The organism is Streptomyces sp. NPDC054872, assembly GCF_053610705.1.
Window position 1 is genome coordinate 291,534 of the sequence record NZ_JBSGYY010000006.1, and the last position, 15,406, is coordinate 306,939.

15 protein-coding genes are annotated in these 15,406 nt (G+C 68.3%); 11 read left to right on the forward strand and 4 right to left on the reverse strand.

Annotated features, from left to right (window positions below):
- Positions 1 to 73: 73 nt before the first annotated feature.
- The 5 genes from ACWGIH_RS10390 to ACWGIH_RS10410 all read left to right on the forward strand — a co-directional run bounded on the left by ACWGIH_RS10390 (position 74) and on the right by ACWGIH_RS10410 (position 4,534).
- A complete protein-coding gene (locus ACWGIH_RS10390) occupies positions 74 to 703 on the forward strand; it encodes a DUF2461 family protein (protein WP_453448214.1) in 630 nt (209 codons plus the stop codon).
- Between the two features lie 163 nt (positions 704 to 866).
- Positions 867 to 1,667 (forward strand): MBL fold metallo-hydrolase, encoded by an 801-nt coding sequence (locus tag ACWGIH_RS10395; RefSeq protein WP_453448215.1) that lies wholly within the window; start codon positions 867 to 869, stop codon positions 1,665 to 1,667.
- A 129-nt stretch (positions 1,668 to 1,796) separates the two neighbouring features.
- Positions 1,797 to 2,912 carry an AI-2E family transporter gene (locus ACWGIH_RS10400; protein WP_453448216.1) on the forward strand — a complete coding sequence of 372 codons (1,116 nt, stop codon included), beginning with the start codon at positions 1,797 to 1,799 and terminating at the stop codon, positions 2,910 to 2,912.
- Between the two features lie 72 nt (positions 2,913 to 2,984).
- Positions 2,985 to 4,202, forward strand: coding sequence for an MFS transporter (locus ACWGIH_RS10405; RefSeq protein ID WP_453448217.1), 1,218 nt, complete (start codon positions 2,985 to 2,987; stop codon positions 4,200 to 4,202).
- A 149-nt stretch (positions 4,203 to 4,351) separates the two neighbouring features.
- Positions 4,352 to 4,534, forward strand: coding sequence for a hypothetical protein (locus ACWGIH_RS10410; protein ID WP_453448218.1), 183 nt, complete (start codon positions 4,352 to 4,354; stop codon positions 4,532 to 4,534).
- 299 nt (positions 4,535 to 4,833) lie between these two features.
- Here the strand turns inward: ACWGIH_RS10410 and ACWGIH_RS10415 are convergent, their stop codons facing one another.
- From ACWGIH_RS10415 to ACWGIH_RS10425, 3 genes are all read right to left on the reverse strand, one after another.
- A complete protein-coding gene (locus ACWGIH_RS10415) occupies positions 4,834 to 5,496 on the reverse strand; it encodes a restriction endonuclease (protein WP_453448219.1) in 663 nt (220 codons plus the stop codon).
- 331 nt (positions 5,497 to 5,827) lie between these two features.
- Entirely contained in the window at positions 5,828 to 6,013 is a 186-nt protein-coding gene (locus tag ACWGIH_RS10420) for a DUF1737 domain-containing protein (RefSeq protein ID WP_453448220.1), read from the reverse strand.
- Between the two features lie 121 nt (positions 6,014 to 6,134).
- Positions 6,135 to 7,037, reverse strand: a complete 903-nt coding sequence (locus ACWGIH_RS10425) for an amidohydrolase family protein (protein ID WP_453448221.1) — start codon at positions 7,035 to 7,037, stop codon at positions 6,135 to 6,137.
- Between the two features lie 232 nt (positions 7,038 to 7,269).
- Here ACWGIH_RS10425 and ACWGIH_RS10430 point away from each other — a divergent pair, with 232 nt between their 5' ends.
- The 4 genes from ACWGIH_RS10430 to ACWGIH_RS10445 all read left to right on the forward strand — a co-directional run bounded on the left by ACWGIH_RS10430 (position 7,270) and on the right by ACWGIH_RS10445 (position 12,261).
- Complete coding sequence (locus tag ACWGIH_RS10430; RefSeq protein WP_453448222.1) at positions 7,270 to 8,061, forward strand: PTS sugar transporter subunit IIA; 792 nt, start codon at positions 7,270 to 7,272, stop codon at positions 8,059 to 8,061.
- A gap of 68 nt (positions 8,062 to 8,129) precedes the next feature.
- The gene (locus tag ACWGIH_RS10435; protein WP_453448223.1) at positions 8,130 to 9,698 is read left to right on the forward strand and encodes a PTS ascorbate transporter subunit IIC; all 1,569 of its coding nucleotides are present in this window, start codon (positions 8,130 to 8,132) and stop codon (positions 9,696 to 9,698) included.
- A 980-nt stretch (positions 9,699 to 10,678) separates the two neighbouring features.
- The gene (locus tag ACWGIH_RS10440; protein ID WP_453448302.1) at positions 10,679 to 11,116 is read left to right on the forward strand and encodes an NfeD family protein; all 438 of its coding nucleotides are present in this window, start codon (positions 10,679 to 10,681) and stop codon (positions 11,114 to 11,116) included.
- Between the two features lie 29 nt (positions 11,117 to 11,145).
- Positions 11,146 to 12,261, forward strand: a complete 1,116-nt coding sequence (locus ACWGIH_RS10445) for an SPFH domain-containing protein (RefSeq protein WP_453448224.1) — start codon at positions 11,146 to 11,148, stop codon at positions 12,259 to 12,261.
- Positions 12,262 to 12,364: 103 nt separating this feature from the next.
- Here the strand turns inward: ACWGIH_RS10445 and ACWGIH_RS10450 are convergent, their stop codons facing one another.
- A complete protein-coding gene (locus ACWGIH_RS10450) occupies positions 12,365 to 12,898 on the reverse strand; it encodes a MarR family winged helix-turn-helix transcriptional regulator (RefSeq protein WP_453448225.1) in 534 nt (177 codons plus the stop codon).
- Between the two features lie 532 nt (positions 12,899 to 13,430).
- On the opposite strand from ACWGIH_RS10450, the gene ACWGIH_RS10455 reads away from it, so the two are divergent.
- Complete coding sequence (locus ACWGIH_RS10455) at positions 13,431 to 13,712, forward strand: hypothetical protein (RefSeq protein WP_453448226.1); 282 nt, start codon at positions 13,431 to 13,433, stop codon at positions 13,710 to 13,712.
- Positions 13,713 to 13,889: 177 nt separating this feature from the next.
- Positions 13,890 to 15,353: a hypothetical protein gene (locus ACWGIH_RS10460; RefSeq protein ID WP_453448227.1), complete on the forward strand. Its 1,464-nt coding sequence runs from the start codon at positions 13,890 to 13,892 to the stop codon at positions 15,351 to 15,353.
- The last annotated feature ends 53 nt before the right edge of the window (positions 15,354 to 15,406 follow it).

Consider the following 15,406-nt stretch of genomic DNA (forward strand, 5'->3'; position numbering starts at 1 on the left):
GCGGGCCAACGAAACAATCCCCCATGCGGTCGTCGCCGGGACGGGTCATCACATCGTGAGCTACCCTCCGCCTATGTACGGACAGTTCACCGGCTGGTCGGAACAGGCCATGGACGTGTTGTGGCAGCTCCAGGGCGAACCGACTCACGACACCCGCGAGCGCTACCGTGCGGACCGCGAACGTCTGGTCCGGCAGCCGATGATCTCCATGCTCAACGAGGTCGCGGATGCCGACCCCCGGTACGAGGACTTCTCCGTCTGGCACTACCGCACCAACTCATGGTGGTGGCAGCACCAGTGCGCGGTGATCCGTCTCGCCCGCAAGGTCGAGATCGGTCTCCAGTTTTCCCTGGACGGCCTGCGGATCCAGGGCGCCTGGTGGTATCCCGATCCCGGCCAGGTGGACATGTTCCGCAAAGCCGTGGTCTCCGAGGGATCCGGCCGCGAACTGTCCGCCATCGTCGAGGACGTGCGGCACAAGGGCTACGACGTCTCCGGGGACGTGATGAAACGCCCCCCACGCGGCTGTCCGAGCGACCACCCCCGTACGGACTTGCTGCGCCACCGTTCACTGATCGCCACCCGCTCCCTCGGTTGCGAGGAATGGCTGCATACCCCCGAGGCAGCGGACCGGGTCCTCTCGGCCGCCGCCGACCTGGACCCTCTGCTGACGTGGCTGGCCCGCCACGTGAAGCGAGGCTGATGAGCAACCACGGCACCATCCGCGGCGGGCCGAGCCGCGTACGAGGACCGCACCACGCACAAGCACCGAGGCTTGCTGGCTCGCCGAGGCGCACAGGACCTGAGGTCAACTGGGCGATCATTCCACTGGTGTTGGGTCATCCGACGGTGGCACCATCTGTGCAATGCTCCCCTCCCTACACGTCGGCCCCTACACCGTCATCGCGCTGGACGACGGCGAGGGACCGTTCTTCGCCCCCAGGTCGCAGGCGTTCCCCGCCGCCACCACCCAGCAGTGGGCGGCGGCCGACCAGCTCGATCCCGGCGCGCTCGATGCCGAGGGGCGCTGGCGGCTGCAGTTCCGCGCGTTCGCGATCCGCAGCGACCAGGGTGTGACACTGGTTGATGCGGGCATCGGCCCGGCCGATAGCCCGGCGGCCTCCTGGGCGCCTGTGCCCGGGGCTCTCCCGGCTTCGCTGGCCGCCGCGGGCATCGAACCGTCCGATGTCGACACCGTGGTGCTCACTCACCTGCACACCGACCATGTGGGCTGGGCCGTCCTCGGTGGCCGGCAGCCGCGGCCATTCTTCCCGCGTGCCCAATACCTCTTGCAACAGGCCGAACTCGACGCGCTCGAGGAGATCAACCCCCAACTGCGGTCCCACCTGATCGACCCACTCCAGAAGACCGACCAGCTACGCCTGCTCGACGGCGACGTTCCGCTGCCCGGCGGCGAACGCATCGTCGCCACACCCGGCCACACACCCGGCCACCAAAGCGTCCTCGTCAGTACCGGACATGAGCAGGTCGTCGTCACCGGTGACCTCCTCGTCCACGCGATCCAGCTGCTCCACCCCGAACTCGCCTACGCCCACGAGATGAACCCGCGGCAGGCAAGGTCCTCGAGGGAACAGGTGCTCCACAGCTCGGCCGCCACCCTTCACCTCGCCACCCCGCACTTGACCGAACCGTTCATCACCCGCTGACCCGCCGGGCGAGGACCGTCGCACTGCCGCGCCACGCACCCGTCCCCCTCGGGGCCGCTGCCCCTTCGAGTTCGCTCCCATGGGGCTGCGGTGCCCCCGTGAGACGGAAGTTTCCATAGGGTGTCCCCCATGCCTGCCACGCTGAGTTCCACGAAAACCGCCGCCGCCCTCCGCCGTTCGGCACGGGTCTCCGCCGAGTTGCTGCTGGTGGTTGTGGCCGCCGCGGCAGCCCTGTGGGTTCTGGGTCGGATGTGGTCAGTGATCTGGCCGCTCATAGTGGGCCTCTTGCTCACCACATTGACCTGGCCTTTCGCCCACTTCCTCCGCAGGCGCGGGTGGCCCCCCGCCCTGGCCGCCTCGGTGGTGACCGTGCTGTTCCTCGTGGTCGCAGCGGGCATCGTCGCGCTGATCGCGGTGCCGGTGGCCTCCGAGTCCGGCGAACTGACCGACGGCGTGACGAAGGGCATCGACAGAGTGCGCGAGTGGGCGGCCGGGCCGCCGCTCAACATCGACGACGCGCAGATCTCAGGAGGCGTCGACTCGGCAACCGACCGGATCAAGGACAGCGTCGGCAGCATGGTCAGCGCTCTGTTCACCGGAGTGAGCACCGTCCTGAACGGGCTGGTCACCGCGATCCTCGCGCTCTTCTTGATGTTCTTCTTCCTCAAGGACGGCCCCCGCTTCCTTCCCTGGCTCGCCCGTCAGCTCCCCGGCCGGCTCGCCACCGACATCCCGACCGTGGCGGCTCGCAGCTGGGACACTCTGGGCGCGTTCGTACGCTCCCAGGCCTTCGTCGGCCTGCTCGACGCGATTTTCATCGGCCTGGGCCTGTGGATCGTGGGGGTGCCCCTCGTGCTCCCGCTGGCCGTTCTGACGTTCGTGTCGGCGTTCGTTCCGATCGTGGGTGCCCTGTTCGCCGGCCTGGTGGCCGTACTCATCGCCTTGGTGTCCAACGGACTGACCGACGCCCTGATCGTGCTGGCCATCATCGTCGTGGTGCAGCAACTCGAAGGCAACGTGTTCCAGCCGATCATCCAGAGTCGCGGTCTGGGTATCCACGCGGCCGTGGTCCTGCTGGCCGTCACGCTGGGCGCCAACCTGGCCGGCGTGGTGGGCAGCCTGCTCGCCGTACCGGCAGCCGCCCTGATCGCAGTGATCTGGAACTACCTGCGCGAGCAACTCAGCGACCCGCCCCAGGAGCCCGACACCGACCACACCCACCCGGACGCCGCAACCCCCGCCTAGATCCCGGCGCGACCCCTCCCCCGACCGTGGTGGCAACAGCCACCTTCCTCCGACGGCGACTACGGTTCTGGTGTGACTGATCGTCAGAACACCGTGCCGGACCGTCGACGAGGTGGCTATCTGCGGGCCGCCGGGGCCTTCGCCGTGTGCATGGCCGGCACCACGCTCCCCACCCCGCTGTACGGCCTGTACCAGAACGAGCTCGGCTTCTCCGAACTGATCGTTACGGTCGTCTTCGCCGTCTACGCATTCGGGGTGATCGGTGTCCTGCTGCTCGCGGGCAACGTCTCGGACACCGTGGGCCGCAGGCCGGTCCTGCTCGGCGGACTGGTGCTCGCCGCGCTCAGCGCTGTGTGCTTCCTGTCCGAGGGCGGCCTGCCGCTCCTCTACCTCGGACGCCTCCTGTCGGGACTGTCCGCCGGATTGTTCACCGGCGCTGCGACCGCGTACGTGATGGAATGCGCCCCGCCCGGCAAGGAAGGGCGGGCCGCCTTCGCGTCAACTGCGGCCAACATGGGAGGTCTGGGCTGCGGCCCGCTGCTCGCGGGGCTGCTCGCCGAGTACGCGCCGCTGCCGCTGTACCTGCCGTTCGTGGTCCATCTCGTCCTGGTGGGAGCCGCGTTCGCCATGATCTGGTCTTTGCCCGAGACCGTGCGTGCACCCCGGCCCCTGCACACGGCACGACCACAGTCACCCAGTCTGCCGCCCGAGGTCCGGCCGGTCTTCGTCCCCGCCGCCCTCGCGGCCTTCGTCGGCTTCTCCCTGCTGGGGGTGTTCACCTCGGTGTCCCCCGCCTTCCTCACGCGGACGCTCGACGTCACGAACCTCGCCCTCGTCGGAGTGATCGTCTTCCTGGCGTTCTTCGCATCCACCATCGGTCAACTACTGGTCAGCAGGCTCGGTGTGGCAAGGGCGCTGCCGCTCGGCTGCCTGCTGCTGATCGGAGGTCTGGGCCTATTGGCGGGGGCGTTGGCCTGGGAAGTGCTGTCGCTGGTGGTGCTCAGCGCGCTTATGGGTGGTGCGGGTCAGGGGCTTGCCCTGCGGGCCGCCGTGGCAGGCGTCGCGGACGCAGCCCCCCAAGCACACCGCGCCGGCGCCATCTCGGCGCTCTTCGTCGTCGCGTACACGGGCATCTCGATCCCCGTCATCGGCATCGGCGTGCTCTCCGAGCCACTCGGTCTGGAAGAGGCCGGACTTGTCTTCATCGGTGTCATGGTGCTGCTCGCCGCTGCCGCCGGCACCTATTTGGTGCGTCGCCCGGCCGTGGGCGCACGCAACGAAGGACCGTGACCGTTCCCAGCGTGATGGCCTCGCGCTCGGCCGGAGGCCGACCCAAGGCGCCCGCCAGGCGTGATCGGAGTCGAGCGGGGCACTCGTCGAAAGTCGGCGCAGTCACCGGAATCGCCTGTGGTTGGCCGTTCATCGACAGGAGAAGTCAGATGCTGGCACTTGCGGCGGCCGTGCTGTTCGTCATCGCCTTCCTCATCCACGCGACCGAGACATCGACGGAGGCGATCTTCAGCCCGACCAGTCTCATGCTCGTCGGGCTTGCCCTTCTCGCCTTGCACTCGGGCGGCGTCGGGTCGGGTTGGTCCACACGCAGACGTGGAGGCCGGCGCTAGGAGGGGAAACTGTCCCGACTCACGGGCGACTTGGGCATCCACATGTGTGCGTGTGCGTGGCCCGACGGGCTGGGTCTACGACGCAACCCCATCCGCCCATGACCAGCTTTTAGCGGCACAGGGCAGAGCAAGAGGCCCGTACGACCGACGTCGTACGGGCCTCCCGCTACCCGGCGGCGTCCGGCGTGTCCGGGACGCGTTCCGGGACCACCACGGGGATGGTCCGGCGGTCCTCCTCCGCGCCGGTGAAGCCCACACCTGGGCGCCACCCACGATCAGGCGCGCAGGCCTCGTTTCCGTCAAACTGACGGGCGCCGCATGGTGCCGCCACCGCTTCCATTCAGTGGGATCAGGGTTTCGAGGTGGGCACCCTTGACCCAGGAGCCCAGCAGGTCGCGGTGGAGTGCCACGATCTCCTGGCGCAGCGCCAGCCCGAGGGCGGCTCTGGTGAACGTGCGGCAGGTGGTGACGAACAGGGCGACGTCCGCGCCGTGTTCGAGGCGGGCGGTACCGACGAACTTCTGCATGTCCTGCGAGGACACGCTGCGGTGCGGCGCGTACTTCTTGCACTGGATGACGAGTTTGCGGCCGTCGGGGAGATAGCCGATGACGTCGGCGCCCAGGTCGCCGCTCTTCCCGCTGACGACGACCTTCGTGCAGCCGTCACGCCGGCACAGATCGGCGACGTACGTCTCGAAGTCCTGCCAGGACAGCGCGTCGACCTGCGCCATCGAAAGCTCACGGGCCCGCGCCTCCTCCTGCGCCCGCCACTGCCGGTCCCGTCCGACCGCGAGCCGGTGCGCACGCCACACGCCCCAGCCGGTCCCGCCCCCGACTGCTATGGCGACCACCGTCACCAGTACGGGCCACACCAGCGCCCAGTTCCCCGCCACCCACACCGCGACGACAACCGCCGCGGCCGCGCCCCAGCCCTGTAACTGCCTGCGCGTACGCTTCCGCATCCGCCGACGCCGCCGTCGTACTGCCATCGCTCCCCCAGTCCCCGTGCCCCAGATGCGCAGTCTGGAAGGTCTGCTCGGCCCCAGCAAGAGGGCCCTGCCACTGCACTCGGCGCTGGCTGTTTGCGTGAGGCGGCGGGCGAGGACCAGCCGTAACACAGGCCCGAGACGGAGCCCGTCCAGTCTGGGCTTCGTACGCCTCTTCGGAACGTCGGCGAACGCCGCCGACCTGACCGGGAGCCGCCGCCGGCCCACGCAGGGAGGCCTCGGGCAGGGCGGCGCAAGCAGGGCAGGGCAGGGCGGGAACGGGGCGGACGAGCCCGGGTAGATCTCGCTATGCCCTTTGCGGCCAAATCAGCGCCTGGGCGACGATGACGCTCTCACCGTTGTAAGTCACGGCCGGGCCTGCGTGCAATTCATACCCGAGCTCGATCGCTTCGCTCACACGGCGGCAGAACCTGGCGTCGTCCGGGCCGGTCAAGACGCGATACACAGGCAGTCCGTCTGGTGGTGTGCTCATGAGGAGAAGAATCCCAGACGCACCCGCCCTGCGAACCTTCGGGCCAGCATGCACCGACCCAAGGCGGCTCGACGGCCGGATCCGTCAGGACAGGTCTCAGGCCCGGCTGCCCCGCCTGTTGTCAGAGGCCGAACAGCTTTGCCGCATTGTCGTGGCACACGGCCCGCAGCCAGTTGGATCCGAGTTCGAGGCGTTCCAACGCCTGGAGTTGATGGAGGTAGGGGTAGGGAATGTTGGGGAAATCGGTTCCGAGCAGAATGCGCTCACCAAGGTCGGCGAGGCGAGGAAGGGCTTTGGGAGGAAAGGGCATGAAGCCCTCGGTGAAATCGGTGAACGTCATCGTGGTGTCGAGGCGTACCTGCTCGTAGCGGTCGGCGAGGTCGAGGAACTCCTCGTACTCCGGCATGCCCATGTGCGCGACGATCAGGCGCAGTCCGGGGTGGCGGGCCAGGACCCGGGCGACGGACGCGGGGCCAGTGTGCTTGCCGGGCGCGGGCCCTGAACCGCAGTGCATCACCACGGGCGTGCCGGCCTCGGCCAGCAGCCCCCATGCCGTCTGGAGCTGCTCGTCGGCCGGATCGTAGGCGCCCACCTGGATATGGGCCTTGAAGATCCGGGCGCCGGCTTCGAGGGCTTCGCGGACGTAGGCGCCGGTGTCTGGTTCGGGGTAGAGGGTGGCGGTGTGCAGACAGCGGGGGGTGCGCTGGGCGAAGTCTGCCGCCCAGTTGTTCAGCCATCGGGCCATGCCGGGTTTGTGGGGGTAGAGCATCGAGGTGAAGGCACGCACGCCGAAATCGTGCAGCAGGGCCGCGCGCTCGGCTTCTTCCCGCCGGTAGTTGATGGGCCAGGGCCGACCGCCGATCATGGGGCCGCCTGTGTCGAAATAGTCCCAGACCTTGTGCAGGACCCGTTCGGGCATGAAGTGGGTGTGGACGTCGATCAATCCGGGCAGGCCGAGCCCGGCCCAGAAGCGGCGGACCTCACCGGCCTCGCTGCTCGATGTCGTGCGGGAGGTGATGCTCATCGAGTGTTCCCTCCTTCTGGGACAGTCCACCGTCACTCATGATCGTTGAAGCCTGCCCGGGATCTGCCGCCAGGTCCAGGCCGCCTTGTGACGGCGGCGCTGCTCAAGGAAGAGGTGACCAGGACCGCGACACGTCACGTCACCTGCCCCCCAGCTCACCCCACCTCACGTCACCTCACCAGCGCGACTGAATCTTCATAAGTTTCGCGCTTCGATGAGGTATCCCTGCCTCATGCCCCAGCTCACCGAACTGCTCCCCGTCGAGGCCATCCGCCTCGACGCCCCCGCTCCCGACTGGCAGGGCGCCATCCGTGCCGCCGGGGACCTCCTGGTCGCGAACGGCATCAGCACGGACGTCTACACCCAGGAGATGCTCCGCTCCGTGGAGGAGAACGGGCCGTACATCGTCGTCGCTCCCGGCTTTGCCTTCGCTCACGCACGGCCGTCACCCGCTGTGCGTCACACCGGCATGTCCTGGGTGCGTCTTGTCGAGCCCGTACCGTTCGGCCACGACACGAATGACCCGGTCCGTCTCGTCGTCGCCCTCGCCGCGACGGACGCCTCCGCGCACACCCAGGCGATGGGCGCTCTCGCACGGCTGCTTGCCGACCCCGGGACCGTGGAGGCACTCGACCAGGCGCCCACCCCCGAGTCGGTGCGTCAGATCCTTGCAAGAGCCGAGGAGCCCGCCGCGCCGGCCGAACCCACGGTCACCAGGGCAGCAGGCGGTTCCGGCGGCACGCACACGATCCTCACCGTCTGCGGCAACGGCGTCGGAACCAGCCTGTTCCTCAAGTCGACACTCGACAAAGTGCTCGACCGGTGGAAGTGGTCCCGCTACGTCAACACCGAGGCGACCGACACCATCTCCGCCAAAGGCAAGGCGTCGCAGGCCGTGGCCATCCTGACCTCACGCGAGATCGCCCGGGCTCTGGGCGACGTAGGTGTGCCTGTGCGGGTCATCGAGGACTTCACCAGTGCCAAGGAGGTGGACGCCGCACTGCGCGATCTCTACGACGTCTGACCCCCGGCCTCCCCGCCCCCGCCCCGCCGCCCGTCCCCGCCGAACCTCCAGAACATCCCGGGAACCTCATGAACGTCCTCGTCGACATCGCGAAATTCATCGTCAATGAAATCCTCGCCGTCCCTGCCTACCTCATCGGCATCATCACCGCCATCGGCCTCATCGCCCTGAAGAAGTCGACCGGCCAGGTCGTCGGCGGTGCCATCAAGGCAACGCTCGGCTTCCTGTTGATCGGCGCGGGCGCCACCCTGGTCACCGCCTCCCTCGAACCGCTCGGCAAGATGATCACCGGCTCGACCGGCTCGCACGGCGTCATCCCCACCAACGAGGCCATCGTCGGCATCGCCCAGGCCGAGTACGGCTCGCGCGTGGCGTGGCTGATGATCCTCGGATTCCTCGTCAGCCTGCTCCTGGCACGCTTCACACCACTGTCGTACGTGTTCCTGACCGGCCATCACATGCTGTTCATGGCAACCCTGCTGACGATGGTCCTCGCCACGGCAGGAGTCACCTCCTGGATCGTGGTGGTCGCCGGCGGCGTCCTGCTCGGCATCATGCTGGTCGCGATGCCGGCCTTCGCCCACCCCTGGGCCAAACGCGTCACCGGCAACAACACCGTCGCCGTCGGACACTTCGGCACAGCCGGCTACATCGTCTCCGGCGCGACCGGACAGGCCATCGGCAAGAAGAGCCGCTCCACGGAAGAGATGAACCTGCCCGAGGGCCTGCGCTTCCTGCGCGACTCGATGGTGGCGACGGCCCTGTCCATGGTCATCATCTACATGATCATGGCCATCGTCTTCCTCGCCAAGGCTGGCAGGGCCGAGGCATTCCAGGCGTACTCCTCGGGGAAGGGCGACCCCGGCTCGACCGGCATCGGCAACTACCTGATGTCCTCACTGGGCCAGGGCCTCCAGTTCGGCATCGCCGTCGCCGTCATCCTCTTCGGCGTCCGCACAATCCTGGGTGAACTCGTCCCCGCCTTCCAGGGAATCGCTCAGAAGGTCGTGCCCGGCGCCATCCCCGCCCTGGACGCACCCATCGTCTTCCCGTACGCGCAGAACGCCGTCCTCGTCGGCTTCATCTGCTCCTTCACCGGCGGCCTGGTGACCCTGGGACTGCTGGCCGGAGTCTTCAACCCCGCCTTCGGCACAGCCCTCGTCCTGCCGGGCCTGGTCCCCCACTTCTTCACCGGTGGCGCGGCGGGCGTCTTCGGCAACGCGACGGGCGGCCGCCGCGGCGCCGCCGTCGGCGCGTTCCTCAACGGCGTCCTGATCACCCTCCTGCCGGCGTTCCTGCTCGGGGTGCTCGGCTCGTTCGGCTCGGCCAACACCACCTTCGGGGACGCCGACTTCGGCTGGTTCGGACTGATCATCGGCAACGCCGCGAAGGCTGACTCGGTGGCCGGCATCGTCCTCATGCTGCTGATCGGCGCCGTCATCCTCGTTGCCGCGATCGCCTGGCAGAAGAAGGTCGTCGACACCGGCTGGGACCCGGGAGCCGGGCGCGACAAGCTGCTGCCTCCAGAGGCCCGGGAGACCCTCGATGCCCAGGAGACGTCCGCCCCGACCACGACCCGGCAGTACGCGAAGATCACTCCGCCGGCGGGCGCACCGAAGCCGCCGCCGGAGGCGTAGGCCGCTGCTTGCCGGTCATCGGGCTGCCCCCTCGACCGGTCCTACCTCTGCGTACGCCCGCCCGGCTGCGGGCGTACCCGGGCGGTCCCGCACCGGAGAACCTAAGGCTGGGTGTGGCCGTGATCAGGGCGACCGCCGCTGTCTCGATCGGCGGGAGGTCACCGTCCTGCACCGCCGCGAGGCCGGCCGGGCACAGAGCTGGATCCAAGGTGGCCGAACGGACTCGGCCAGGGCCACACGCGGTGGCTTGCCCTGTGCAAGCATATTGGCTTCACGTTCAACCTCTTTTCCACTCCTTTCCACGGAAGCGCTCCATGATCCGTCCACGTCCTGATGCCTCATGAAGCAACTGCCCACGCTCTGGCTCGTCCTGCACGCGGTCTGCGCCATGTGCAAGGCTCAGGTCGCCCACTTCGAGTTCACACCACCCGGCTTGCACCCCATCGCCTTCGGCGCCTGGCCCCGGGCCGTTTCCGACCTCTACGCGAAACAGCGGGACCCCGCCCTCTGGTGGCTGATCGCCGAGAGCGACGCGCACTCCAACGGCCACGGTGAGAACGTCGCCGCCCAGGACGTTCACCGCTGTCGCGCAGCCTTTCGCTTCCCCCGGACCTACGCACGAGTCCACGCTGCCGGGTTCCCAGGAGACGCCGGCTTCTGTCCACAGTGCGACGTCCCCTACTGCGCCACGCATTGGCACTCGACCTCCGGTGGCCAACGCCGATGCCCGCGCGGCCACGAAGCCTGACGCACCACGACGAACGTCAGGCGGGCGACGCGACTGGCCAAAACTGTCGCGATGGCGTCCTCGCCGCCCACTCCAGACGCATTTTGCATAGTGCAAGGGTGGAGTGGCGGTACCGGAGGGAGGCGAGGTCGGACCCGCCCCTCAACGATCGAAGCCGCAGTCGCCGAGTCTGTTCCGGTCGGTGTTCCAGGAGGTAGCTTAGGGAAGAAGGCTCTTGACGGAGGGCGATTCGATGCCGTGGTTCGCGTGGCTGCTCGCCGCCGCAGCGCTCGGCGCCGCCGAATTCTTCACTCTGACCCTGGTCTTCGGGTTGCTGGCCGGCGCCGCCTTGGTCGCCGCCGTGGTCGCCGGCGTCGGCGTAGCTCTCCTCGGTCAGCTCGTGGCCTTCGCAGCCGCAGCCGCGGCGGGTCTCATCATCCTCCGTCCCATCGCGATGCGGCATGTGGCGCAGCAACCCCTCACACGCGACGGCAGTGACGCTCTGATCGGCAAGCGGGCGGAGGTCTTGCAAGAGGTCACCGCGACCCACGGCCTGATCAAACTCGTCGGCGAAGAATGGTCTGCCCGCGCCTTCGATGAGAGCCTTGTGATCCCGGTGGGAGCACTGGTGGATGTCATGGAGATCGAAGGCGCCACGGCTATCGTCTACCCCCGCCAACTTCTTCCGTGAACGGCTGAACGCACAGCAACGGAGACGTTATGGATCCAGTTGTCATCGTCGTGCTCGTGGCGGCGCTTGTTGTCGTCTTCCTCGTGGCTTCCACCGTGCGGATCGTTCCGCAGGCGCGCCGCTACAACATCGAGCGGTTCGGCAGATATCGCCGCACGCTCCAACCGGGCCTGAACCTGGTCCTGCCGGTCGCGGACCGTATCAACACCAAACTCGACGTGCGCGAGCAGGTCTATTCGTCCGACCCCAGACCGGTGATCACCGAGGACAACCTCGTGGTCAACATCGACACCGTGCTCTACTACCAGATCACCGATCCGCGGGCGGCGGCCTACGAGGTCGCCGACTACCTGCAGGCGATCGATCAGCTCACCGTGACCACGCTGCGTAACGTCATCGGCAGCATGGACCTGGAGGGGACACTCACCGGGCGTGAAGAGATCAACGCCCAGCTCCGCGCCGTCCTCGACGACGCCACCGGCAAATGGGGCATCCGGGTCAACCGCGTCGAGATCAAGGCCATCGATCCGCCGACCACCATCAAGGAAGCGATGGAGAAGCAGATGCGGGCCGAGCGTGACAAGCGCGCGGCCATCCTGCACGCGGAAGGTGAGCGGCAAGCCAAGATCCTCACTGCGGAAGGCACGAAGCAGAAGGACATCCTGGAGGCGCAAGGCACCCAACAAGCCATGATCCTGCGGGCAGACGGCGAGGCAAAGGCGGTCGAGCTCGTCTTCCAGTCCGTCCACCGCAACAACGCCGACCCCAAGGTGCTGGCCTACAAGTACCTTGAGACGCTCCCCCACTTGGCACAGAGCGACAACAACACCTTCTGGGTGATCCCGGGGGAACTGACCGAGGCGGTTCGGACCGTCACCACTGCGTTCGGTGACCAGTCCAAGACCGGCCCTCCCAGCACCGCGGGAACTGAGGAAGCAGCCGCCACCGACGCCGACAGCACGCCGGACGAGACCCGGGCCCCCGCGCTTGCGGCGGGTACGGCGAGTACGGCGGCCACGCTCGACGCCGCCAAGGCAACCGACGAGGCCGCGAGGCAAGCCGCCGCGGCAGTGAACGACGCCAAGGCGGAGGCCGAGGCCGCCAAGTCGCCCCAGACGCCGCGCCGTTCACAGAAGGGCGACTGAGCCCACCGTCAGCCGCCGCCCAGCACCGAGCCGACCCGCCGACCATGGGTCCGAACCACGCCGCCCCCACCGGAGCCCGGTGCACCCATCCGCTGTGGGCCGCTCAGGCACCGTGGCCGGAGGACACGTCCGACCAGCCCAGCGGGTGCAGTTCGACGTCCTGCAGCTCTGGTGCCATCGGCTCCCCGCCCGCTTCATTGAACGCGTTCAGGGCCTCGACCAGACCGGCTCGCTGCGCGGGTTCCAGCCGTTCCACGATCGCGGCGATCTCCTGGCGGCGGCGCACGGTGACGTTCTCCACGGTGAGCCGGCCCTCGTCGGTGAGACGCAGCAGCGTCTCTCGCCGATTGTCGGGATTGGTCTGCCGGTCCGCGAGCCCGACTGCGATCAGCCGATCCACCATGCGCATCGCCGTCGACGGGGCTACCTGGAGCAGGTCGGCGAGTGCGACGAGTTTCGTGGCACCGCGCGTCGAGAGGACCACCAGCATCCGGAACTGGGGCAGTGTCACCCGGTCCTCCACCTCGGCCAGCGACCTGGCTGAGACCGCGACCAGCAGTCGCGACGCCGTCAGCACCGCACGCGTCACCGAGTCGACATCGCCCATGTGCGCAGCGGGGGCCCTGCTCTCATCCATAGCCCCTTTCTACCGCGCTGAGGAGGCTTGAATTCCCTCCCCCTTCCGAGACCTCGGCAATTCCCTCTACCGGGGCCCTGATGACGCATAAGCAGCACATCGGCGTAGTCGCGCATCGGCCCCTCCCCCGCGTTTAGACTATGCAAAAATTGCGCCGCACAAGAGACTCGGGCTTGAGTCCGCTCTTTCGATCGAGTCCGTCACCCGGAGCGGGCAGCCCCGAGGAAGGCGATGGCATGACGACCCACGGCTGCACACCGCCGCGCCGTGCTTCCCTGCTTATTGTGGGTCTGGGGAGCACCGGGGAAGGCCGACCATGATTCGGGGGGAGACACCGTTTTCCGACGAGGTGTGGCGGCAGTTCATCGAGGACGATGAGCAGGCCATACGACGTACGGCCCCGCGGGAGCTCTCCGCACGCGAAAGGGCTGCCCGACCAGGCCGGCCTGTCGCGACCGACACCGCCGAAGACTCCACGAGGGGGTTCATCGGCGAGGCGTGGCACCGAGCAGAGCGCAGGGATCGCAGCCCCATGCCGCGGCCAGGAACGGAGCGCCGCGAACACCGCCTTCAGATCGGCCGCGCCGTCGGCGCCATAGCGCTATTGGTCCTGCTCCTGGCTGCGGTGGGCCGTACGCCCGGCGGAGCATCACCCACCGGCCCCCGGCCGGGCGGCACCGTGCTCCAGCAGTCCGAGGACGCTCCCGGCGAACAGCCCTCCGCAACGACCACACGCTCGCACGCGGAACGCGATGGTTCGCGAGACATGGGCGGGCCGCGCACGCCCATCCGGCCGACCGCGCAGGTCTCCTGAAGGCGCACGACCGTCGGCGCACGCCGAGAGTCGGTGGAACCCACATCAACAGGCGCTCCCGCCCGCGGGTCGAACACTATGACCGAAACGACCAAGGCGTAGCTATCCGGCGCATGCCGTCCTTAGCATCCTCCGCGCGGCGCATCGTGCACCGTGCAAGGAACAAGGAGCCGCGTCTTGAAGAGCTTGAGAGTGTTGTTGCCCCTCCCCCGACGGCCGCGGTTCGGCACGCGGCGGCGTGCGGCACTCGTCGCCTGCCTCGTCGTTGTCGCGGCCGGCACCCTCACGGGCGCTCCCGGCGCCGCCGCCGATCCGAACCGCCCCCACCCGACCGCCTGCCCCACGGGCTTGCAGGATCAGGCGACGTGTTACACCGGCCAGGACACCAACGGCGCGTACTACTCCATCGCTGTCCCCCGCGACTGGAACGGTTCGCTCGTCGTACATGCCCACGGCGGTCCCGATCTCGGCGACGGCTCTGACCCCGGGCGCAGCGCCGACGACCTGGAGCGCTGGGCGGTGATGGTCAAGGAGGGCTATGCCTGGGCCGGCTCGTCGTACCGCCGTGGCGGGTATGGCGCTCGTATGGCCGCCGCTGACACGGAGAACGTACGACGCCTGTTCGTGCGGAAGTTCGGCACACCTGAGCACACCTATGTGCACGGGCAGTCCTGGGGCGGAAATGTGGCCGCCAAGGTGGTCGAGACTTACGCCTCGAAGAAGGGCCCCTACGACGGCGCCCTGATGACCAACGGTCTGCTGGCGGGAGGGTCGCGCGGCTATGACTACCGTGTCGATCTGCGGGCGGTCTACCAGTACTACTGCCGCAACCATCCCCGCCCGAGTGAGCCGCAGTATCCGCTGTGGGAGGGCCTGCGCGCGGGCTCGTCGATGACGAACGCCGGTCTGCGTGCCCGCCTGCAGGAGTGCACCGGGAACGCCTCTCCTGCCGAGGAACGGACCGCGCTTCAGCAACGCAACCTGGACGACATCCTGGCGGTCACGGGCATCCCTGAGCGCAGCCTGGAGTCGCACCTGCGCTTCGCGACGTTCACGTTCCGCGACATCGTGCACGACCGCCTCGGTCGCCGCAATCCCTTCGGCAACGCGGGAGTGCGGTACTCCGGATCGCATGACGACAAAGCGCTCAACGCAGGCGTGGCACGGTTCAGCGCCGACCCGACCGCCGTACGGGACCTGTCCTACGACAGCGATCTGACAGGGAAGGTGTCCGTTCCCGTTCTGACGATGCATGCCATCGACGACCCGACCGTCTTCGTGGAACACGAGGCGGCCTACCGCGCGTCCCTCGAAGGTGCACACCGGAGCCGGCACCTGGTGCAGACGTTCACCGAGGAGAGCGAACACAGTGGGCTGAGCGCCTCGGAGTACGCCAACTCCATCGCGGCACTCGACAGTTGGGTCCGCACGGGCAAGAAGCCCACCGCGGAGGGCATCGCGGCGTCCTGCCCGGCATTCGATCGCGCCTACGGGACCGGGTGCTTCTACGATCCTGCCTTCACCCCTGCCCCCTACGCCTCACGGGTCGCTCCCCGGCCCGGCGGCTCCAAGTGGCCTTCCATGACGGCTTGGCAAGAGAGGACGTGGGGCCGGATCGACGGCGTCGGCATCGCCCCCTAGAGCGAGTTCCTGCGTACGCGTTTCTGTCATACGGCGATGCACACCCCCGGCCA

Bases quoted from the DNA above. Each gene is read 5' to 3' on its own strand.
- ACWGIH_RS10390 (WP_453448214.1), top strand. From the start codon at position 74: ATGTACGGACAGTTCACCGGCTGGTCGGAACAGGCCATGGACGTGTTG.
- ACWGIH_RS10395 (WP_453448215.1), top strand. From the start codon at position 867: ATGCTCCCCTCCCTACACGTCGGCCCCTACACCGTCATCGCGCTGGAC.
- ACWGIH_RS10400 (WP_453448216.1), top strand. From the start codon at position 1,797: ATGCCTGCCACGCTGAGTTCCACGAAAACCGCCGCCGCCCTCCGCCGT.
- ACWGIH_RS10410 (WP_453448218.1), top strand. From the start codon at position 4,352: ATGCTGGCACTTGCGGCGGCCGTGCTGTTCGTCATCGCCTTCCTCATC.
- ACWGIH_RS10415 (WP_453448219.1), bottom strand. From the start codon at position 5,496: ATGCGGAAGCGTACGCGCAGGCAGTTACAGGGCTGGGGCGCGGCCGCG.
- ACWGIH_RS10420 (WP_453448220.1), bottom strand. From the start codon at position 6,013: ATGAGCACACCACCAGACGGACTGCCTGTGTATCGCGTCTTGACCGGC.
- ACWGIH_RS10425 (WP_453448221.1), bottom strand. From the start codon at position 7,037: ATGAGCATCACCTCCCGCACGACATCGAGCAGCGAGGCCGGTGAGGTC.
- ACWGIH_RS10430 (WP_453448222.1), top strand. From the start codon at position 7,270: ATGCCCCAGCTCACCGAACTGCTCCCCGTCGAGGCCATCCGCCTCGAC.
- ACWGIH_RS10435 (WP_453448223.1), top strand. From the start codon at position 8,130: ATGAACGTCCTCGTCGACATCGCGAAATTCATCGTCAATGAAATCCTC.
- ACWGIH_RS10440 (WP_453448302.1), top strand. From the start codon at position 10,679: ATGCCGTGGTTCGCGTGGCTGCTCGCCGCCGCAGCGCTCGGCGCCGCC.
- ACWGIH_RS10445 (WP_453448224.1), top strand. From the start codon at position 11,146: ATGGATCCAGTTGTCATCGTCGTGCTCGTGGCGGCGCTTGTTGTCGTC.
- ACWGIH_RS10450 (WP_453448225.1), bottom strand. From the start codon at position 12,898: ATGGATGAGAGCAGGGCCCCCGCTGCGCACATGGGCGATGTCGACTCG.
- ACWGIH_RS10455 (WP_453448226.1), top strand. From the start codon at position 13,431: ATGCCGCGGCCAGGAACGGAGCGCCGCGAACACCGCCTTCAGATCGGC.